The organism is Methylorubrum extorquens, assembly GCF_024169925.1.
GTDB classification, from domain to species: Bacteria; Pseudomonadota; Alphaproteobacteria; order Rhizobiales; family Beijerinckiaceae; genus Methylobacterium; species Methylobacterium extorquens_A.
Window position 1 is genome coordinate 2,774,380 of record NZ_JALJXF010000001.1, and the last position, 19,764, is coordinate 2,794,143.

Here is a 19,764-nt window from a genome sequence, read left to right on the forward strand (position 1 = left end):
AAAGTTTTCCACGGATCCGGGTGCGACGAGCCGGATCATTTCGGGCTCGATCAGCCGTTCTGGGCCTCGCGCTGCATCTCCAGGGTCAGCCAGCGCTCTTCGGCGGCGGCGAGTTCGGCTTCCGCCGCGCCCAGCATCGCGGTCGCCTTCTGGAAGCGGCCGGGATCGCGGCCATACAGGCCGGAATCGGACAGGACCTCGCGCAGTTTGGCGATCCCCGTCTCCAACTCGGCCATGCGCACCGGCAAGGTCTTCAGCTCGTGCTGCTCCTTGAAGTTGAGCTTGGTCCGGGCCGGAGCCGCTTCGGCACGTGTCGCCTTCTCCCGCGGCTCCGCCCGCTCGCGGGCGGGCTTCTCCCGCCCGTCGCTGCGTGCCTCGACGCCGCGCCCGCGCTGGGAAAGCATGTCGGAATAGCCGCCGGCATACTCGACCCAGCGCCCCTCCCCCTCGCTGACCAGCACGGTGCCGGCCACCCGGTCGAGGAAGTCGCGGTCGTGGCTCACTAGAATTAAAGTGCCCGCATAGTCGCCGAGCATCTCTTGGAGCAGGTCGAGGGTTTCGAGGTCGAGGTCGTTGGTGGGCTCGTCGAGCACGAGGAGGTTCGAGGGCTGAGCGAGCGCCCGGGCGATCAACAGCCGGTTGCGCTCGCCGCCCGAGAGCACGCTCACGGGCGTGCGCGCCTGTTCGGGCGCGAACAGGAAGTCCTTGAGGTAGCCGATGACGTGGCGGCTGCGCCCGCCCACCGTGACGCTGTCGCCGCTGCCACCGGTCAGCACCTCCGTGACGGTCGCGCTCCCCTCCAGCACTGCACGGGCCTGATCGAGATGGACCATGTTCAGACTGGTGCCGAGGCGCATCTCGCCCGAGTCGGGCGCGAGCGCGCCGGTCAGCAGGTTGATCAGCGTGGTCTTGCCCGCCCCGTTCGGACCGACGATGCCGAGTCGGTCGCCGCGCAGCACGCGCAGGGACAGGTCGTGGACGATCCGGCGCTCGCCGTAGGATTTCGAGACGTGCCGGGCTTCCGCGATCAGCGTGCCGGACGCCTCGCCCTCGCTGGCCGTCAGCACCGCCTGCCCGACCGGGCGGCGGTGGTCGCGGCTCTGCTTGCGCAGGCTCTGCAGGTCGGAGAGGCGGCGCACGTTGCGCTTGCGCCGGGCGGTGACGCCGTAGCGCAGCCAGTGCTCCTCGTCGGCGATCTTGCGGTCGAGCTTGTGTTTGTCGCGCTCCTCCTCCTCGAAGAAGGCGTCGCGCCACGCCTCGAAGCTCGAGAAACCCTGCTCGATCCGGCGTGTCACGCCGCGGTCGAGCCAGACGGTGGATCGCGACAGGCCCGAAAGAAAGCGGCGGTCGTGGCTGATGAGGACGAGGGCCGAGCGCGTGCGCTTCAGCTCGGATTCCAGCCACTCGATGGCGGGAAGGTCGAGATGGTTGGTCGGCTCGTCCAGCAGCAGGATATCGGGCTCGGGCGCGAGCGCCTGGGCAAGCGCGGCTCGGCGCGCTTCGCCGCCCGACAGGCGCTGGGGGTTCTCCGTGCCGTCGAGACCCAGACTCTCCAGGAGATAGCGGGCGCGGTGCGCGTCGTCGCCCGGTGCGAGGCCGGCTTCCGCGAAGGCCAGCGTCGTCTCGAAGCCGGAGAAGTCCGGCTCCTGCGCGAGGTAGCGGATGGTGGTGCCGGGCTGCACGAACCGCACGGCCCGGTCCGGCTCGACCAAGCCGGCGGCGATGCGCATCAGGGTCGATTTGCCCGAGCCGTTGCGGCCGACGAGGCAGGCGCGCTCGCCGGGCGCGATCGTCAACTCGGCGCGCTCGATCAGCGGGGTTCCGCCGAAGGTGAGCGCGACGTCTTGGAGGGTGAGAAGCGGGGGAGCGGCCATGCCGGGCTTATGGCAGCAGCCGCAGCCCGGAACAACGCAAGTGGACCGCGCCTTCTGGACGATCGCCGGAAAGCGACGGCCCCGGTTGTCGGCGCCGCCTCCGCGTATTCAGGCTTCCGCGATGCGCGGAGCCGTCGCTGCTTCGGCTGACGCGCTCAGGCGGTCGGGTTGGCAGGGCCGGTCGGCGTCGAATCCGGCAGGCCGGGGCTCTCGACGGGAATCTCGGCCGGTGTGGTGCCGGGTGCCTCGACGGGCGTTCCGCCGGGGATTTCCGGGCCGGGACCAGGCTCGGGGATCTGGGGGGAGTCGGGCGTCGCCGGTCCAGGCGTCTCGGGGCCGGGCACGGGGGTCTCCGGGATCGATCCGGGATTGGCCATAGGTGTCGAAGCCTCGCTGGCGGCGGGCACCGTGCCGCCGTGTCACGCCAACGAGGCGTCGCGGAGCCGGTTCCCGCCGCCCGGTCCCCGCACTGTCCCGGCCCGGGCTATTTCTTGGTCAGGAGGAGCTTGTTGCCCTCCTTGCCGACGATCTTCTGGATCTTCTGGGCGAACATCGCGAGCAGCAGCGGCATGCGCACCTCGACGCGCACCACGTCCTGGCCGACATCGATCTGGCCGTCCACGGTCTGGGTCATGGCCGTGACCGAGTAGTCGAGCCGGTCACCGGTCCAGGCCAGGGTGTTGATGGCGATGCCGCTCTTGCCGAGCGCCTCGCGCACGCGAACGGTGCCCTCGTCGATGCGCCGCCGGGCCTCGTCGCGGCCGAGTTCATGCGGAATCTCGACCACCATCGGCTTCGCCATCTCGTCTCCTCATCCCTCTGCAGCCCGGATCGAAAAGCGTTCCGGGCCTGCGTGTCATCGGTTGAGACGAAGATGGGAAGGGGGCGGTTCCCCGGCAACGCCGGATGGAACGGATGCGGTGCTCGCTTCAGCGCACCACGTTGAGCGAGACGTAGCTGACGCCCGACATGCCGATGGCGCGGGCCGAGCCGCGGGCCAGATCGATCACCCGGCCGCCGACGAATGGGCCGCGATCGTTGATGCGCACCACGACCGAGCGGCCGTTGGACTTGTTCGTGACGCGAACACGGGTGCCGAAGGGCAGGCTACGATGGGCGGCGGTGTAACCGTTGGGATTGAACCGCTCGCCATTGGCCGTCTTCTTGCCGCTTCCGTACCAGGAAGCCCGGCCACCCTGGGCCTGGGCGGGCAGCGCCGTGAGGGCGCCGATGACGGTGGCGAGGCAGACGGCAGCGGTCCGGTTGGAAACCTTCATCGAGGATCGCATTCCCTTGCTTTTGCGACGTGTTGTGAGCGGCGCGGAAAATGAGCCCGATCCCGGCTAAAATAAGACGGGGATTTTGCGCTTCAGCATGCGGCTGCAGTCAGAATATCGATCGCGGTTTCGGGGTTTTCCGTCGTAGTAAGAATTGATTGCTTGGCGCAACGTTGACGCTCAGCCATTCGATATTCACAAAACTTGTCGCGTAAAAATTCAGGGGGGCTCCACGTCCGGCAGGGAAAGCCTTGACAAAGCTTCGCGCGCACTTGCCCGAGTGGCACTGCAGCCGTGCATTCCATGCATGGCGAAGCCCGGCAAAAACTGCCGCCCCATATCGAGACGCAACCATACGGCGACGGCAAACGCGACCTTTACCGTGATCGGGGCATGGTCCGGTTGTCAGTCGCGTAACCGGTGTTTGCCATGGCTTCCCCGCGTACCGCGGTCGTCGGCGCCACCGCCCGGAATCAAGTCTCGCGTACCGGGCGGATCGCGTCGGCGCCGCGGATGGGTCTCGCACCCTCCGTTCAGCGTCTTCCCAGCACCTTACCCCTCGACGAAATCCTGGTCGGCGACTGTATCGCCGCCATGGACCGTCTTCCGGCGGAAAGCGTCGACTGTGTCTTCGCCGACCCGCCCTACAACCTCCAACTCGGCGAGGCGGGACTGACCCGTCCCGACCAGAGCGTGGTCGATGCCGTCGACGACGACTGGGACAAGTTCTCCAGCTTTTCCGCCTATGACGACTTCACCCGCGCTTGGCTGAAGGCCGCGCGCCGCGTGATGAAGCCGAACGCCACGCTGTGGGTGATCGGTTCGTACCACAACATCTTCCGGGTCGGCAGCGCGTTGCAGGATCTCGGTTACTGGATCCTGAATGACATCGTCTGGCGCAAGGCCAACCCGATGCCGAACTTCCGCGGCAAGCGCTTCACCAACGCGCACGAGACCCTGATCTGGGCCTCGCGCTCGCCGCAGGCGAAGTACACTTTCCATTACGATGCCCTGAAGGCCGGCAACGAAGACCTTCAGATGCGCTCGGACTGGTTCATCCCGCTCTGCACGGGTGAGGAAAGGCTGAAGGACGTGGCGGGCCGCAAGGTCCACCCGACCCAGAAGCCGGAAGCGCTCCTGGCCCGCACCCTCATGGCGGCGACCAATCCCGGTGACGTGGTGCTCGACCCGTTCTTCGGCACCGGCACGACCGGCGCGGTGGCCAAGCGTCTCGGGCGCCACTTCATCGGCTGCGAGCGCGACCCGACCTACGCCGCTGCGGCGCGGGCCCGGATCGCTGGTATCGAGACGCTGTCCGCCGCCTCGCTGGCGCTCGCCACCCCGAAACGGGCCGAGCCGCGCATCCCGTTCCTCAGCGTGGTCGAGGCGGGGCATGTGCGCCCCGGCGAGACGCTGACCGACGAGCGCCGTCGCTTCCGGGCGACGGTGCGGCCGGACGGCCAACTCAGCGTCGGACCGGCGATGGGATCGATCCACAAGGTCGGCGCCCTGGTGCAGGGCCTGCCCGCCTGCAACGGTTGGACCTTCTGGCACGCCGAGCGCGGCGGAAAACTCGTCTGCATCGACGATTACCGCAGCGAGATGCGGGCCCGGACCGGAGCATAGCGATCGTCGAGTTTTCGAAGGGACACGTCCTTTCGCGGGTGCAGGGCGGAGCCCTGCATCATCGCGTCCGAACGGGTTTGGGCGCTTTCTTGACGATCCGCGCCAGATCCGAGGGCCGCGACGAGGCGGGTTTCGGGATCGGCCCGCGCCGCGGCGGCGGCTCGGGTTCCGGGATCGTGGCCAGATCGGGTTCGCGGACCGGCGCCGGCTTCGGCGCGGCCACGGGAACCGGGCCGGTGAACGCGTGGACGAGCACCTTCTTCATCGCACCGGGCAGCGGCTCGGTTTCGAGCGCGTCGCGGGGGGTGAAGCGCATTCCCTCCGGCGGCTTCGTGTCCGCCGCGACGCGGGCGAGAAAAACTGTGAGTTCGAGCGGGAAATGGGTGAAGCCGTGCTTCACCACGCCGGGCAGGCGCTTCCAGCGGGCATCGAGCGGCGCGTCGAGCAGGCCCTTGGCGGGATCGTAATCGGGCAGCCAATCGCTGGTCGGCGGTTCGGCCATGGCGCCGAGCAGGCCCTCCGGCGGCCGGGTGCGCAGCAGGACCGCCTCGTCGCCGGCCCGCAGCGCGACGAAGGCCGCGCCCTTGCGCAAGATCCCCTTCTCCTTCTTCACTTTGCGCGGAAACGTCTCCTGCAAACCCTCGGCGCGGGCGCGGCAGGGCCGCATCCAGGGGCACAGGGCACAGGCCGGGCGCTTCGGAGTGCACAGCGTCGCGCCGAGATCCATCAGCGCCTGCGCGAAATCGCCCGGCCGCCGGTCCGGCACCAGGGCCTGCGTGAATAGGCGGATCTGCGCGCGGGCGGCGGGGAGCGGCGTCTCGATGGCGTGCAGCCGGCTCATCACCCGCTCGACATTCCCATCGACCGCCGCCGCCGGGCGGTCGAAGGCGATGGCGGCGATGGCGCCGGCCGTGTAGGCGCCGATGCCGGGCAGCTTGCGCAGGCCGTCCTCGGTGTCGGGAAACCCGCCCGCGGCCGTCACCGCCTTGGCGCAGGCATGCAGGTTGCGGGCGCGGGAATAGTAGCCGAGCCCGGCCCAGGCCGACATCACCGCCTCTTCCGGCGCGGCCGCGAGCGCCGATACGCTCGGAAATAGCGTCAGGAATTTTTCGAAGTACGGTTTGACCGCCGTCACCGTGGTCTGTTGCAGCATCACCTCGGAGAGCCAGACCCGATAGGGATGCGCCTCTTCGCCCGGCAGCGCCCGCCAGGGCAGTGCCCGGCGGTGGCGATCGTACCAAGCGAGGAGGTCGGCGGCCGAGGCGGCGGGCATGAAGCGTCCATAGCGGGAGCGCGGCCGCGAAAACAGCGCCTTGCCGAAATGTGACGCGGCTGTGCCGTCGCTCCCCCCACATGCCGCTCCCGACTCCCGTGCGGACCGCAATTCGGGTAGGTTCGCGACAGGGACGCGCCTGCCGCACGACCCTGGTGTTCCGGAGTGCCGATGGCGCGCGTCAAACCGCTGAGCGAACTGATCGAGGGCTGCATCGGTCCGGCGTTTGCCGCGCAGGGCTTCGCCTCGTCCGACATCCTCGCCGCGTGGCCGGACATCGTGGGCGCGCGGCTCTCCGAGGCCTGCCAGCCGGTCAAGCTCGAATGGCCGCGCCGCGCCCGCCGCGATGCGGAGGGGCGGCCGGAGCCCGGCACGCTGGTGGTGCGGGTGGAGGGCGCCTTCGCCCTCGAACTCCAGCATCTCGCGCCGATCGTGATCCAGCGCGTCAACGCGCATTACGGCTGGGCCTGCATCGGCAAGATCGTCATGCGCCAGGACCGCGTGCATCGGGCGACACGCCGCGCCCCGCAAAAGGCTCTCGACCCGGCGCGGCGCGGCGAGGTGGCGCTGGCGGTGGCGAGAATCGAGGAGGAGCGCCTGCGCGACGCCCTCGACCGGCTCGGCATCGCCGTGGTGGCGCGGCGATAGCGGCGCGGATCACGCAAAGCGCAAATCGAAGAACGTGCGGGCGGCGGCGCAGCGTGATAAGCGGCTCGTGAAAGGCCGTGCGGCGACGCGTCCCCCGGCCGGACGGAGCCATTCCGTCCTATCCTCGCGCGGTATCGGGCCGGTTGCGGCCCGCGAACGGAGCCCGCCCCTGCCATGATCACCCGGCGCGACGCCCTGAAACTGACCGGCCTTGCCCTCGGCACCGCCGCCCTGCTCCCCCGCCTGACCCTCGAGGCGCTGGCGCAATCGGCCGACACGGCCGCGCTGATGCAGCCCGGCCCCCTCGGCGATGTCTGGCTCGGGCCGGCGGACGCCAAGGTGACGATCATCGAATACGCTTCGATGACCTGCTCGCACTGCGCGCACTTCCACGCGACGACGTGGCCGGTGCTGAAGGAGCGCTATATCGACACCGGCAAGGTGCGCTTCACCCTGCGCGAGTTCCCGCTCGATCCGCTCGCCACCGCCGCCTTCATGCTCGCCCGCTGCGACGGCGAGGCGAAATACTACCCGATCACCGATCTGCTGTTCGACCAGCAGCAGAACTGGGCTTTCGTGCGCAAGCCGCAATCGCCCGTCGATGCCCTGGAGCAGCTTCTGCGTCAGGCCGGGTTCTCGAAGGAGAAGTTCGAGGCCTGCCTCAAGGACCAGAAGACCTACGCCGCCATCAACGCGGTCAAGACCCGCGGCCTCGACACCCTCAAGGTCGAATCGACGCCGACCTTCTTCATCAACGGCGAGAAGCGCTCCGGTGCCCTCTCGATCGAGGAAATGGAGAAGATCATCAAGCCGATCCTGGGGGCCTGATCCGGCTTCCGAAAGCCGTGGAAAAATCAAAAATTATGTTGTTCCATCAACAGCTTAGTGGGCATTTTGGCCGCCTTGACACTCAAGGTTGGCGAAACTATGGTGCGCCGCGCCGAGGGGGTGAAACCTTTCCCTCCGCTCCCCACGACGTGTGGGGTCGCCCGTGAGCGGCGGCCCGGCAGGTGACGGGAGCGGGCCGGAAAAGGCTCCCGCCGACGGCGATCTCTCCGCGAGGCTGAAGCGTCTCGAGACGCAGCTCGAAGGCAGGCGGCCCAACGCCGCGCCCGACAAGCTTGCGCGCACCGGCACGTCCGGCGGGCCAGCCCCGCTCGGTCAGGCCATGCGGCTCTCGACCGAGTTCATCGCGGGCGTGATCGCCGGGGGAATCCTCGGCTACATCGTCGATCATCTCTTCGGCACCAAGCCGTGGGGCATGATCGTGCTGCTGATGCTGGGCTTCGTGACGGGGATCTACAACGTCATGCGGGTCAGCGGCTTCAGCGCCAAGAAAAACTGAGAAAGAACGCCGGTCAGGGTCTCCAAGTCGCCTCAAGGGTCTTGAGACTCGCCCGGCATCGTGTAAGGGCGACGCGCGATAGACGGGAGCCGCACAGGCTTCCTCGCGCGGCACACAAAGGGGCGGAAGCGGGCACATGGCGGTCAGTATCGACCCGATCCACCAGTTCGAGCTGCAGCCGCTCGTCTCGCTGGGTCACATCGGCAACCAGCAGCTCGCGTTCACGCAATCGGCTCTCTACATGTTCGCCGCGGTGGGCATCATCGCGCTGCTGACCATCGTGGCGACCTCCGGGCGCTCCGTGGTTCCGGGCCGCCTCCAAGCGCTGGCCGAGACGCTCTACGAATTCATCGCCGATACGGTGCACCAGGCGACCGGCGAGGACGGCAAGCGCTTCCTGCCGCTCGTGTTCTCTCTGTTCATGTTCGTGCTCATCCTGAACCTGCTCGGGATGATCCCCTACGCCTTCGCGGTGACCAGCCACCTGATCGTCACCTTCGGCCTCGCGCTGGTCGTGATTCTGACCGTGGTGATCTATGGCGTCGCCAAGCACGGCACCCACTTCCTCGGCGTGTTCGTGCCGTCGGGCGTGCCGAAGCCGCTGCTGCTCATCATGGTGCCGATCGAGATCGTGTCGTTCCTGTCGCGGCCGATCAGCCTCTCGGTTCGTCTCTTCGCCAACATCCTGGCCGGCCACATCGCGCTGAAGATCTTCGCCTTCTTCGTGGTCCAGCTCTTGGTTGCCGGTGCCTGGGGCGTGCTCTCGCCCTTGCCGCTCGCGCTCACCATCGCGCTGACGGCTCTCGAGTTCCTCGTCGCGGCCCTTCAGGCTTACGTCTTCGCGACGCTGACGGCGGTCTATCTCGCCGACGCCCTCCACCCCGGCCACTGATCCGTCCCGGCCGGACCCTTCCGCCCTCAACGAACCCCGTTCGAACTTCAGGAGTGTTTCATGGATCCCGTCGCTGCGAAGTACATCGGCGCCGGTCTCGCCTGCCTCGGCATGGCGGGCGCCAGCATCGGCCTCGGCAACCTGTTCGGCCAGTTCTACGCGGGCGCCCTGCGCAACCCGTCGGCCGCCGATAGCCAGCGTACCAACCTCCTCCTGGGCTTCGCGCTCACCGAGGCGCTCGGCATCTTCTCGCTGCTCGTCGCGCTGCTGCTCCTCTTCGCCGTCTGACGCGTCGTTCTCCGGGGGAGCGCGGGCCGGCCACAGGGCCCGCCCCGCGCTCCCCCGCTCGTTGAGAGTGTCTCGCGAAACCTCCTCTGCTCGGTCTTCCGTCCTTCGACACGGCGGCGCAGCGGAGGTTTCTTGAGAGACTCCGATCCGGCCGCTCCGCCCGCGGAGCCGGCCTTCCGACGTCACCGGACAGGGCCATGGCCGAGCAGAAGAATCCCCTCACGACCCCCTCCCCGAACGCGGACACGACGATCGTCCCGGCGGGAAGCCCGCACACCCATACCGAGCAGCCCTCCGGCGGCCATGGCAGCGCCTTTCCGCCCTTCGAGAGCCACACCTTTCTCTCGCAGTTGATCTGGCTCGCGCTGGCCTTCGGCCTGCTCTACTACCTGATGTCCAAGGTCGCGCTGCCGCGCATCGAGGCGATCCTCGGCGACCGCGCCGGCCGGCTCTCGTCCGATCTGACCGAGGCGCAGCGGATGAAGACCGAGGCCGACGCCGCCGGCGCCGCCTACGAGAAGTCTCTGCGCGAGGCCCAGGCGAAGGCGCAGGCCATCGCCCAGGAGACCCGCAACACCCTCTCGGCCGAGGCCGACGCCAAGCGCAAGTTGCTCGAGGCCGAGCTGAACCAGCGGCTCGCCGCCTCCGAGGCGACCATCCGCACGCGCACGACGGAAGCCATGGGCAACGTCCGCGCGATCGCCGGCGAGACCGCCTCGGCGATCGTCGAGCGGCTGACCGGCCAGGCCCCCGACCAAGCGAGCCTGAACCGCGCCCTCGACGCGACGCCCGCCGTACACTGATCCGAGGGCCGGCCCGTTGCCGGCCCCTCCCATCCGACCCCGCCCCGGCCCGACGGGCCGAGGGCCGATCAAGGGTTTGAGACCGACATGTTGTTGACCGCGGAATTCTGGGTCGCCGTCGCCTTCGTGGCGTTCCTGGTCATCGTCTGGCGGGTCGGCGGCTTCTCGATGATGACCAACGGGCTCGACAGCCGCGCCAAGCGCGTGCGCCACGAGCTCGACGAAGCCCGCCGCCTGCGTGAAGAAGCCGCGGCCGTGCTCGCCGACTACAAGCGCCGCCGCACGGAGGCCGAGCGCGAGGCCGAGGCCATCATCGCCGGTGCCCGCGAGGACGCCGAGCGCATCGCCGCCGAGGGCCATGCCCGCCTCAACGATTTCGTGGCACGCCGCACCAAGGGCGCCGAGGCCAAGATCGCCCAAGCCGAGGCGCAGGCCTCCGCCCAGGTTCGCGCCGCGGCCGCCGACGCAGCCGTGAAGGTCTCCGAGACGCTGCTGCGTGAGCGACTCCAGGGCGCGGCCGCCCAGGATCTCCTCCGCGCCAGCCTCGGCGACGTGAAGAGCCGTCTTCAGGCCTGAGCCTGACGCCGCCGATCGAACGGGCCCCTGCCGTGTTTCGGCAAGGAGAGGGCGTGAATCGGCAAGCGGCGTCGATCGGAGCCGCTACGGTTCTCGGGCTCGTTCGCGGGGCCGGCCACTCACCGACTTGATCGGTCCTGCGACACCCGGCCCTGCCGGGTGTTTTCGTGTGTGGGGTCGGCCCGATGCGCTGCGGTGCCGCAGAGCGGGGCCGGTCCCGTTAAAAATTTTGAAGACAGGCGAAAAATCACCTGTGCTTGGCCTGTGGTGCCGCGGCGTGTACGAATAGTGCCTGAAAAACACCCCCGTGAACGCCGACGGGAGAACGGGTGGGTTTGCCCGTAAACAACGAAAAGAGGCTACGCTCATGAGCGCCGGAACTGCGACCGACAACACCGACCTCGACACCTTCTTCTCGTCTCATCTCGCCGAGACCGATCCCGAGATCGCCAAGGCCATCTCGCAGGAGCTTGGCCGGCAGCAGCACGAGATCGAGCTGATCGCGTCCGAGAACATCGTCTCGCGCGCCGTGCTCGAAGCGCAGGGCTCGGTTCTGACCAACAAGTACGCCGAGGGCTATCCGGGCCGGCGCTACTACGGCGGTTGCCAGTTCGTGGACATCGCCGAGGAACTCGCCATCGATCGGGCCAAGCGCCTGTTCGGCTGCGGCTTCGCCAACGTGCAGCCGAATTCCGGCTCCCAGGCGAACCAGGGCGTGTTCATGGCGCTCATGCAGCCCGGCGACACCTTCCTCGGCCTCGACCTCGCCGCCGGCGGCCACCTCACCCACGGCGCCCCCCCGAACGTCTCGGGCAAGTGGTTCAAGCCGGTCTCCTACACCGTGCGCCGTGAGGATCAGCGCATCGACATGGAGCAGGTCGAGCGTCTCGCCAAGGAGCACAAGCCGAAGGTGATCATCGCCGGCGGCTCGGGCTACCCGCGTCACTGGGACTTCGCCAAGTTCCGTGAGATCGCCGATTCCGTCGGCGCCTACTTCTTCGTCGACATGGCCCACTTCGCCGGCCTCGTCGCCGCGGGTCTGCATCCCTCGCCGTTCCCGCACGCGCACGTCGCCACCACGACGACGCACAAGACCCTGCGCGGCCCGCGCGGCGGCATGATCCTGACGAACGACGAGGCGCTGGCCAAGAAGTTCAACTCGGCGATCTTCCCCGGTCTCCAGGGCGGCCCGCTGATGCACGTCATCGCCGCCAAGGCGGTGGCTTTCGGCGAGGCGCTGAAGCCCGAGTTCAAGATCTACGCCAAGCAGGTCATCGACAACGCCAAGGCGCTCGCCGACACCATCATCTCGGGCGGCTACGACATCACCTCCGGCGGCACCGACAACCACCTGATGTTGGTCGACCTTCAAAAGAAGGGCCTGACCGGCAAGGCGGCCGAGGCGGCCCTGTCGCGGGCCGACATCACCTGCAACAAGAACGGCGTGCCGTTCGATCCGCAGAAGCCGACGATCACCTCCGGCATCCGTCTGGGCACGCCGGCCAGCACCACCCGCGGCTTCGGCGTCGCCGAATTCAAGCAGGTCGGCTCGCTGATCGTTCAGGTGCTCGACGGCATCGCCGAGAAGGGCGATGGCGGCGACGCCACGGTCGAGGCGGCGGTGAAGGAGAAGGTCCACGCCCTCACCGATCGGTTCCCGATCTACGCCTGAGCCTGCTCGAAGCACATTCGGCCCGCCACGCGGGCCGGTGCGGCCGCGGATCCCCCGATCCGCGGCCGCTGTCGTTTCGGGGCGGCCTCAAACTTGATCCACGTAAGGTTTATCGTCTCGTGGGGTGTACCGTCCTGGCATCCTTGAAATGATGTGGGCCGAGCCGTCCTTCGCCCGAAAGTTGCGCGGCATCGCTCGGGAGGGCGACCCTGCCTCTCTCGCTCTACACGGATTACGGCCGGCTTCTGCGGATGCATCTGTCGTCGGCCGAGCGGGGCGCCCAGATCGCGACTCAGGCCGTTCGGGTGGCTCTGTCGCCGATCTGGAGGGGGAAGGCACGGTGGCCGATGAGCGCCGCGACCCCTGCCCGCTCATCGGCCACTGCCGTCTCAAATGGGCCCTCGACGCCGCTGAGCCGGTGTTCTTCCTCCAATTCGACCGTCTGACCCGCGCCGACGTGGTGCCGGACCGACAACAGCCGCACGCCGTGCCCTCTTTCGCGCCGATCCCGGCGACGGGGGGCGACGCCTGCCGCGCCCGTTCCGAGCAATCCCACTTCTGGCAATTGAGCGGCGGGTGGGGCAGAGAGGGGCGGCTTTCGAGAGTGTCCGGGACGAGGTGGTGAGCGCGCGATGCGGTGTCCGTTCTGCGGAGGTCCCGACACCCAGGTGAAGGATTCGCGGCCGAGCGAGGATTCCTCTGCGATCCGTCGCCGCCGCGTCTGCCCGGATTGCGGCGGCCGCTTCACGACCTTCGAGCGGGTGCAGTTGCGCGAACTCGTCGTGCTCAAGCGCTCGGGCAAGCGCGTGCCTTTCGATCGCGACAAGCTCCAGCGCTCGATCGACGTGGCGCTGCGCAAGCGCACCGTCGATCCCGAGCGGGTGGAGCGCCTCGTCAGCGGCATCACCCGGCGCCTGGAGAGCGGCGGCGAGGGCGAGGTCACCAGCGAGGCCATCGGCGAGGCGGTGATGGAGGGCCTGAAGGGGCTCGACGACGTCGCCTATGTCCGCTTCGCCTCGGTCTACAAGAATTTCCGCGAGGCCCAGGACTTCCAGGATCTGCTCGGCACCCTCGGCGAGCGATTGGAGGGCGAAGGCGCCCTTCCCGAAGATGAGCAGGCTGTGCCCGCCCCGTCCGACGAGGCGGCGGCTGCCCCGCGCCGCGGCCGTCCGGCCCGGAAGCGGGCGTGACAGGGCGAGCCGTGGACGTGTCCGAGCAGGAAGCTCTCGATCGCCGCGCCATGCGCCTCGCCCTCGCGCTGGGGCGGCGCAATCTCGGCCGGACTTGGCCGAATCCGAGCGTCGGCGCCGTCGTCGTGGCCGGGGGCCGCATCGTCGGGCAGGCGGTGACGGCGGTTGGCGGACGCCCGCATGCGGAGCCGCTGGCCCTCGCCATGGCCGGCGAGGCCGCGCGCGGCGCCACGCTCTACGTCACCCTCGAGCCCTGCTCGCATCACGGCCGCACGCCGCCCTGCACCGACGCGACCATCGCCGCCGGAATCGCCCGCGTCGTCACCGCGATCGAGGATCCCGATCCGCGTGTCGCCGGGCGGGGCCACGCGGGTTTGCGCGCTGCCGGGATCACGGTCGAGACCGGCCTGCTGCGCGAGGAGGCCGCCCGCGATCATCGCGGCCATTTCGCCCGCGTGACGCGGGGTCGCCCGAGCCTGCACCTCAAGCTCGCCCGTACCCGCGACGGCTTCGCCGCCCCCTCGACCGGCGAGCGGCTGAAGATCACGGGTCCGATCGCGGACGGCGCGGTGCATCTGTGGCGGGCACATGCCGACGCGATCATGGTCGGCATCGGCACCGCCCGCGCCGATGACCCTTCGCTGACAGTGCGGCTGCCGGGGCTCGCCGGGCGTTTGCCGCTGCGGGTCGTGCTCGACTCGACTTTGCGCCTCAACCCCGCCAGCCATCTCGTGCGCGGGGCCCGCGACCTGCCGACGCTGGTTCTGACCGGGCGCGGCGCCCCGGCCCATGCCCGGCGGATGCTCGCTTCCTTCGGCGTCGAGATCGCCTTCGTCCCCACTGACGCGGGGGGCCGTATCGATCTGCCCGCCGCGCTGACCGCACTGGCGGAGCGTGGTCTGACCCGGATCTGCAGCGAGGGCGGGCCGGCGCTTGCCGACGCGCTCGCGGCGCACGATCTCATCGATGCTTGCACGCTCATCACCGGCCCCGTCACGCTGGGCGAGGCCGGCGGCTTGCCGGCGCTCGGGGCCAACCTCGCCCGCCGCCTCGCCGACGGCACCTTCACCGAGGTCGAGGCCCGCGACTTCGGCCCCGACACGGCGGTCACCTACGAGAGGATCTGAGATGTTCACCGGACTCGTCAGCGATGTCGGCCGCGTCGTCTCGGTGGAGGGCTCGGAGCGCCTGCGCCGGATCGTGATCGAAAGCGCCTACGATCCCGCCGGCATCGCGCTCGGCGCCTCGATTGCCTGCTCCGGCCCCTGCCTGACCGCCGTCGCGGTGGAGCCGCACGGGACGGGCTGCCGCTTTTCGGTCGATGCCGCCGCCGAAACCCTGGCCCGCACCACCGTCGGCACATGGCGCGAGGGCACGCGGCTCAACCTCGAACGCTCGCTCAAGCTTGGCGACGAACTCGGCGGCCACCTCGTCACCGGCCATGTCGACGGCATCGCCGAGATCCTTGTGCGCGAGACCGTGACCGGCGAGGACAACCCCTGGGGCGCGAGCGAGCGCTTCACCCTGCGGGCGCCGGCGGCGCTCGCCGGCTTCATCGCCGAGAAGGGCTCGATCTGCCTCGACGGCACCTCGCTCACCGTCAACGCGGTCTCGGGCCACGACTTCTCGGTGCTGCTGATCCCGCACAGCCTCTCCGTCACGACCTGGGAGGAGCGCCGCACGGGGGATCGGATCAACCTGGAGGTCGATCTGCTGGCCCGTTACGCCGCGCGCCTCGCCGAGACGCGCGGGTTGTTGCCGGCGTGAGGACCGGCCCGGCTTACTTGGCGTCGTAGGAGGCGGCGAGACTGTTCATGATCTGGTTCGTCTCGGCGTCGTACTTCTTGTCGCCCTCCGGCGAGGCCCAGTAGCTCACCAGCAAATGGCGCTGGCCATCGGATTTCGGCACGACAGAGAGGTAGCGCAGCACCGTCGGCTTGTTCTCGTAGGTCGCCGGAACCTCGGTGACCTTGAGGCTGTAGGTCGGGAAATCGACCTCCTTCGACTGGCCTTCGCCGGTCACCTTGACGCCTTGCTCCTTGAAGTAGGCGTTGTGCTCGCCGAGCAGGGTCTGGAACTGGGCGGGCTTGTAGCTCTCGAACCAGAGGTAGATTTCCTCATCCGCAGTCCGGGCCTGGACGCCACGGTCGATCGTGGTGACCTTCCACGCGGCCGGGATTTCGACGGAAATCGGCCGATCACCGGGGACGACCGTGACTTTCTTGGCGAGGGCGGCGCTGCCGGCCAGCAGAAAGAAGGCGAGCGCTGCGCTGCCTAAGAATTTCGCCGATCCGATCGTCATGAATATCCCCTGCCGGCCCCCTTCGTCGTGAGCGAGCCGCGGCGAGACTTGCCGTCAGTCCCTGTCCTCGGCAATGCACCACCGTCCCAGATCGGCGGAAACCTTTTCAAGGAGGCAGAACGAGCCGGCGCATCGCGCCGGTCGGCCTCCACGTCGGGTGAGCACGGGATGCGTCTGCGGCTCGATCAGTCTTCGCGAGGAGGCCCACTGGCTTATTCGTGAGGAAGACTTAACCCTTCCCATCAAATCTCCCGTGTCGATTCGGGATCGTTTCGTGAGAGGGCGGTGGCCACCATGACGGTTACAGGACCCCGCGACCGGGTGCTGGCGGTGCTGACCGCGCTGAGCGGTGCCCTCCTCCTCGCCCTCCTTCTGGGGCGGGGGGCGCTGCGCGATGCCGGCTTCAACTCGCACGGGGCGCTCGCCGACGCGTTCCTGCACGGCCGGCTCTGGGTCGAGCGCTGCCCCGAGATCGATTGCGCCGTGTTCGAGGGGCGCACCTACATCATCTTCCCGCCCCTGCCGGCACTGCTGCTGACGCCGTTCGTGGCCCTGTTCGGATTTCCCGGCTTCAAGGGCTTCGTGCTTCTCGGTTTGGGCCTGTCGGCCCTGAGCCTCTTGGCCTGGAGCCGCATCTTCCGCGCGCTGGAGGTCGAGCGCGGGCAGGCGTTGTGGCTGCTGGCCGCGCTCGCCTTCGCGAGCCCGCTCTATCAGGTCACGCTACGCTCCGATGGCGTCTGGTTCTTCTCCCAGACCGTCGGCTTCCTGATGATGACGCTGAGCCTTTGGGCGGTGATCTGTCGGGGTTCGCTGCCGCTCGCCGGATTGTTCGTCGGCCTCGCCTTCCTGTGCCGGCAGATGGCGATCTTCTACCCGCTGTTCCTGCTGGTTCTCGCTCTGCCCCGCGGGCGCCCGCTACTGGCGAACCCGGCCTCGGTGGCGAAATCCGCGATGCTGGCGGGCCTGTTCGTCGCGGCCGCCCTCGCCGTCTACTGCGCCTACAACGCCGCGCGCTTCGGAAGCCCGTTCGAGACCGGCTACGCCTTCATCCACAATCCCGGCCAGGAGAGCTTCATCTGGCGGCGTATCACCGAGGGCGGCCTGTTCTCGCGCGATTACCTGCTGTTCAACATGCTCTACCTGTTCCTTCAGGGAATTCATTTCGAGTTTGGCGGCCCTCGGCTGACGGAACTCGTCGGCTTCGACAAGGCCGGCACGGCACTACTCGTGGCGAGCCCTTGGCTGCTGCTGGTCTTCTACGCGCGGCTCGACCGGGTCTTCGCCGCCGGGGCGGCGACCATCGCGGTCATCGCCGGGATCACCTTGTTCTACCACTCGAACGGCGCCGAGCAGATCGCGACCCAGCGCTACGCCCTCGATTGGCTGCCGATCCTGATCGTGCTGATGGTGCGCGGGGAACGCCCGGCAGCTTTCGCCGCCCTGCCGATCCTCGTCACCTGGGGCGTCGTCGCCAACCTCGCCGTTGTGACGCTGCTCTCGCTCTACAGGCTCTGAGGCGCGGCGCGCGGGCCCGAGGCGAAGGTGAGGAGCCGGTGGCCGAGATAGTTCGCCACAGCGCCGACGGCGATGCCGACGCCGTGGCCGAGGGCTTGGCGCGCGGCCGGCTTTAGATCCGGCAGCAGGCCTTTCAGGCCGTCGATCATCAGCGTGCTGACCGCGAGGACGACGGCGGCGCCGATGGCGTTGACCGCGAGGAACAGGGCAAGCTGTCCTCGCAGCGAGCCGCGCGCAGCCGCCCGGAACACGAAGGCGCGGTAGAGCCAGAAGCCGGCGGCCATGCCGATGCCGTAGGCCACGATCAGGGCCGCCTCGAACGGCAGCACCAGGGAGAGCAGAATCCGGGCGAGCCAGTTGATCGCCGCCGCCGAGCCGCCTGCGATCAGGAAGCGGACGACCTCGCTTCTCATCACGGCACCAACCCCTGCGGCGGGAGGCTGGGCAGGAGAGCGGGCGGCAGGCCGAAGGCCGCCACCGCGAAGGCGAGACCGGCCACGCCGGCGAGCACGAGGCTCGGGCGGTCCTTGACCGCGAAGGCGACCGGGTCGTCGTGGAGCGCGTCGCGGCCCGCCAGCAACCAGACCCGGCCCATGAACAGGACGAGGATCAGCGGGAAGCTCCACAGGGCCAGCGGCGCGGCAAGCACGGCGTGGCGGAACGCCTCGTTGGCGAGATACAGGATGAAGATGACGACGCTGGCGAGCCCGGAGGCGATGCCGAAGGCGAGCACCACCGGCTCGTCCGCCGGCTCATAGCCGCGCCCGGCAATGGTGCCGGCCTGCCCCCGCCGCACAGCCCCGCGCAGCTCGGTGTGGCGCTTGGCGAAGGACAGCGAGGTGAACAGGAACATCGAGAAAGTCAGGAGCCAGGGCGACCACGCCACCGAGACCGCCGCGACGCCGACCGCGATGCGCAGCGAGAACAGGCTCCCGAGCGTCAGCGCGTCGAGCATCGGCACCCGCTTCAGCCACGCGGAGTAAGTCAGCGTCAGGGCGAGATAGGCGAGCACGCCGGTCAGCACCGCCGCCCCGGCCCAGGCCGCAACCGCCAATCCGCCCGCGAGGCCGAGCACCAGCGCCGCCAGACCGGTTGCGATCGGAAGCCGGCCGCTCGCCAGGGGGCGCTCGCGCTTCGACCAGTGTGCCCGGTCGTGGGAGAGGTCGAGCAGATCGTTCAGCAGGTAGCTTGCCGAGGCGACGAGCCCGAGCGCGAGGAAGGCCAGACCTGCGCTCCCCCAGGCCTGCGCCTCCCCTGCCCGGCCGCCGAGGACGAGCGGGAGGAAGACCAGGGCGTTCTTGGCCCATTGGTGCAGGCGCAGGGCCTTGAGCAGCGCGCGCGAACGCGAGGCGGCGGGAAATTCCTCGACCGGCTTGCCCAGCCCCTTGCCGAGCCGCCGCGCCGCGCGGAGCACGGGACCGGAGGCGCCCACGACGATCACCCGCCGGGCTGCGGCCCAGACCGGAAGGTCTGCCGCGGCATCCCCCGCGTAGTCGAAGCCCTGCGGGTAGAGCGTCCGGAGCTGCGCGGCCTTGGCCTCCCCTTTGAGGTTCCGCACCCCGTCGCTCGCGACCACCCGGTCGAAGACGGGAAAGCGCCGCAGGGCGCGCAGCGCCATCAGCTCGTCGGCGGCGGTGGCGAGCACGATGGGCTGGCCCGCAGCCTTTTGCGCCTCGATATGCGCGAGCAGCGCCGCGTTGGCCGGCAGGGTCGCGACGTCGAGCACGGCGCCTTCCGCGATGCGGCGCTTGAAGAAGGCCCGGCCCCGCGGCAGCCACAGCAGCATCAGGAGCAGCATCAGCGGGTTGCGCCGCAGCAGCGCGATGATCCCTTCCAGCAGCAGATCGGTGCGCAGCAGTGTGCCGTCGAGGTCGATCACCAGCGGCACCGGCCGCGGGGCCGAGACCCCGTCCTCGATCAGGATCGGAGCCGTCTCCACCCTTTGCGCGTGCGCCGTCGCCATGCTGGATAACCCCCGTTTCCAGTGCGGGATCGATGGTCGAGCGCCCGCAACCTTGCGTTCGACAATCTATCGCCGGGATCGACTTCGGGCGGGTTAATGGATGTCATCACAGGTTGTGGCGGCGAGACTTCGGCTCCATTTGATTGATCAAACCTTTCCATTTCCGCTGAAATGCGCCTGTCGCCGCTCCGGCACACCGGGCCTGCGCCGCGTACGAAATGCTCGCTCGCAGGCGATCACGCCGTTTCCCGTCCGGCCTCAAGCGCTGGAGCATCATCCTGAAAGGTGGCTTCCGGCTTTCGGAAAAAGATGATGCAAAAACAAAAGGCTAGAACATCGTCCTGGATCCGGTATCCAGGACGATGTTCTAGCGACCTTCGTTTTCGCTCCGCGCGGCGCTCTTCGCGCCCGGCGGGGGCGTCGTCGCTCTTCGAGCAATTGTCCGGCCTGCGTCCCGTGCCGCTTGTGGAGCCCGCGGCACTTGCGCTAACCCTCCGGCCCGCCCCGAACATTCGTGAAC

Annotated in this window: 22 protein-coding genes; 13 read left to right on the top strand and 9 right to left on the bottom strand. The window is 68.9% G+C overall.

Going from position 1 to position 19,764, the window contains the following annotated elements:
• Positions 1-50: 50 nt before the first annotated feature.
• The 4 genes from J2W78_RS13040 to J2W78_RS13055 form a co-directional block, all read right to left on the bottom strand.
• Positions 51-1,874 carry an ABC-F family ATP-binding cassette domain-containing protein gene (locus tag J2W78_RS13040; protein ID WP_253371076.1) on the bottom strand — a complete coding sequence of 608 codons (1,824 nt, stop codon included), beginning with the start codon at positions 1,872-1,874 and terminating at the stop codon, positions 51-53.
• 155 nt (positions 1,875-2,029) lie between these two features.
• Positions 2,030-2,251 carry a hypothetical protein gene (locus J2W78_RS13045; protein ID WP_253371078.1) on the bottom strand — a complete coding sequence of 74 codons (222 nt, stop codon included), beginning with the start codon at positions 2,249-2,251 and terminating at the stop codon, positions 2,030-2,032.
• A 107-nt stretch (positions 2,252-2,358) separates the two neighbouring features.
• Positions 2,359-2,676: a polyhydroxyalkanoic acid system family protein gene (locus tag J2W78_RS13050; RefSeq protein WP_253371080.1), complete on the bottom strand. Its 318-nt coding sequence runs from the start codon at positions 2,674-2,676 to the stop codon at positions 2,359-2,361.
• 127 nt (positions 2,677-2,803) lie between these two features.
• Entirely contained in the window at positions 2,804-3,151 is a 348-nt protein-coding gene (locus tag J2W78_RS13055; RefSeq protein WP_253371082.1) for a septal ring lytic transglycosylase RlpA family protein, read from the bottom strand.
• A 429-nt stretch (positions 3,152-3,580) separates the two neighbouring features.
• Here J2W78_RS13055 and J2W78_RS13060 point away from each other — a divergent pair, with 429 nt between their 5' ends.
• Positions 3,581-4,777: a site-specific DNA-methyltransferase gene (locus J2W78_RS13060; RefSeq protein ID WP_301288577.1), complete on the top strand. Its 1,197-nt coding sequence runs from the start codon at positions 3,581-3,583 to the stop codon at positions 4,775-4,777.
• Positions 4,778-4,835: 58 nt separating this feature from the next.
• Here J2W78_RS13060 and mutY read toward each other — a convergent pair whose 3' ends face one another.
• Positions 4,836-6,050, bottom strand: coding sequence for an A/G-specific adenine glycosylase (gene mutY, locus J2W78_RS13065; protein ID WP_253371084.1), 1,215 nt, complete (start codon positions 6,048-6,050; stop codon positions 4,836-4,838).
• A 171-nt stretch (positions 6,051-6,221) separates the two neighbouring features.
• Between mutY and J2W78_RS13070 the strand changes: the two genes are divergently transcribed.
• The 8 genes from J2W78_RS13070 (at position 6,222) to glyA (ending at position 12,274) form a co-directional block, all read left to right on the top strand.
• Positions 6,222-6,698, top strand: coding sequence for a DUF721 domain-containing protein (locus J2W78_RS13070; RefSeq protein WP_253371085.1), 477 nt, complete (start codon positions 6,222-6,224; stop codon positions 6,696-6,698).
• Positions 6,699-6,872: 174 nt separating this feature from the next.
• Positions 6,873-7,526 carry a DsbA family protein gene (locus J2W78_RS13075; RefSeq protein ID WP_253371087.1) on the top strand — a complete coding sequence of 218 codons (654 nt, stop codon included), beginning with the start codon at positions 6,873-6,875 and terminating at the stop codon, positions 7,524-7,526.
• Between the two features lie 163 nt (positions 7,527-7,689).
• Positions 7,690-8,043 carry an AtpZ/AtpI family protein gene (locus tag J2W78_RS13080; RefSeq protein WP_253371089.1) on the top strand — a complete coding sequence of 118 codons (354 nt, stop codon included), beginning with the start codon at positions 7,690-7,692 and terminating at the stop codon, positions 8,041-8,043.
• 136 nt (positions 8,044-8,179) lie between these two features.
• Complete coding sequence (locus J2W78_RS13085; RefSeq protein WP_003601124.1) at positions 8,180-8,935, top strand: F0F1 ATP synthase subunit A; 756 nt, start codon at positions 8,180-8,182, stop codon at positions 8,933-8,935.
• Between the two features lie 60 nt (positions 8,936-8,995).
• Positions 8,996-9,223 (top strand): F0F1 ATP synthase subunit C, encoded by a 228-nt coding sequence (locus J2W78_RS13090; RefSeq protein WP_003601125.1) that lies wholly within the window; start codon positions 8,996-8,998, stop codon positions 9,221-9,223.
• A 197-nt stretch (positions 9,224-9,420) separates the two neighbouring features.
• Positions 9,421-10,026, top strand: a complete 606-nt coding sequence (locus J2W78_RS13095) for a F0F1 ATP synthase subunit B family protein (protein WP_253371091.1) — start codon at positions 9,421-9,423, stop codon at positions 10,024-10,026.
• A gap of 90 nt (positions 10,027-10,116) precedes the next feature.
• Positions 10,117-10,602: a F0F1 ATP synthase subunit B family protein gene (locus tag J2W78_RS13100; RefSeq protein WP_253374032.1), complete on the top strand. Its 486-nt coding sequence runs from the start codon at positions 10,117-10,119 to the stop codon at positions 10,600-10,602.
• A gap of 367 nt (positions 10,603-10,969) precedes the next feature.
• Positions 10,970-12,274 (top strand): serine hydroxymethyltransferase, encoded by a 1,305-nt coding sequence (gene glyA, locus J2W78_RS13105; RefSeq protein ID WP_253371093.1) that lies wholly within the window; start codon positions 10,970-10,972, stop codon positions 12,272-12,274.
• Positions 12,275-12,566: 292 nt separating this feature from the next.
• On the opposite strand, the gene J2W78_RS13110 is transcribed toward glyA, so the two are convergent.
• On the bottom strand, positions 12,567-12,758 hold the full coding sequence (locus tag J2W78_RS13110) for a hypothetical protein (RefSeq protein ID WP_253371095.1): 192 nt from the start codon (positions 12,756-12,758) through the stop codon (positions 12,567-12,569).
• Between the two features lie 148 nt (positions 12,759-12,906).
• Between J2W78_RS13110 and nrdR the strand changes: the two genes are divergently transcribed.
• From nrdR to J2W78_RS13125, 3 genes are read left to right on the top strand one after another with little or no spacing between them, the layout of a single operon-like run.
• Positions 12,907-13,464, top strand: coding sequence for a transcriptional regulator NrdR (gene nrdR / locus J2W78_RS13115; protein ID WP_253371097.1), 558 nt, complete (start codon positions 12,907-12,909; stop codon positions 13,462-13,464).
• Positions 13,465-13,514: 50 nt separating this feature from the next.
• Positions 13,515-14,591 (top strand): bifunctional diaminohydroxyphosphoribosylaminopyrimidine deaminase/5-amino-6-(5-phosphoribosylamino)uracil reductase RibD, encoded by a 1,077-nt coding sequence (gene ribD / locus J2W78_RS13120; RefSeq protein WP_253374033.1) that lies wholly within the window; start codon positions 13,515-13,517, stop codon positions 14,589-14,591.
• Between the two features lies 1 nt (position 14,592).
• Positions 14,593-15,231, top strand: a complete 639-nt coding sequence (locus J2W78_RS13125) for a riboflavin synthase (protein ID WP_253371099.1) — start codon at positions 14,593-14,595, stop codon at positions 15,229-15,231.
• A gap of 13 nt (positions 15,232-15,244) precedes the next feature.
• On the opposite strand, the gene J2W78_RS13130 is transcribed toward J2W78_RS13125, so the two are convergent.
• Positions 15,245-15,766: a hypothetical protein gene (locus J2W78_RS13130; RefSeq protein ID WP_253371101.1), complete on the bottom strand. Its 522-nt coding sequence runs from the start codon at positions 15,764-15,766 to the stop codon at positions 15,245-15,247.
• A gap of 294 nt (positions 15,767-16,060) precedes the next feature.
• On the opposite strand from J2W78_RS13130, the gene J2W78_RS13135 reads away from it, so the two are divergent.
• Positions 16,061-17,281, top strand: a complete 1,221-nt coding sequence (locus tag J2W78_RS13135; protein ID WP_253371103.1) for a hypothetical protein — start codon at positions 16,061-16,063, stop codon at positions 17,279-17,281.
• Here J2W78_RS13135 and J2W78_RS13140 read toward each other — a convergent pair.
• Together J2W78_RS13140 and J2W78_RS13145 are read right to left on the bottom strand one after the other, a co-directional pair.
• Positions 17,269-17,694, bottom strand: coding sequence for a GtrA family protein (locus J2W78_RS13140; RefSeq protein WP_253371105.1), 426 nt, complete (start codon positions 17,692-17,694; stop codon positions 17,269-17,271). The two genes, J2W78_RS13135 and J2W78_RS13140, sit on opposite strands and share 13 nt — an antisense overlap.
• Complete coding sequence (locus tag J2W78_RS13145; protein WP_253371107.1) at positions 17,694-19,244, bottom strand: UbiA family prenyltransferase; 1,551 nt, start codon at positions 19,242-19,244, stop codon at positions 17,694-17,696. The genes J2W78_RS13140 and J2W78_RS13145 overlap by 1 nt, the downstream gene beginning before the upstream one ends.
• Between the last annotated feature and the right edge of the window lie 520 nt (positions 19,245-19,764).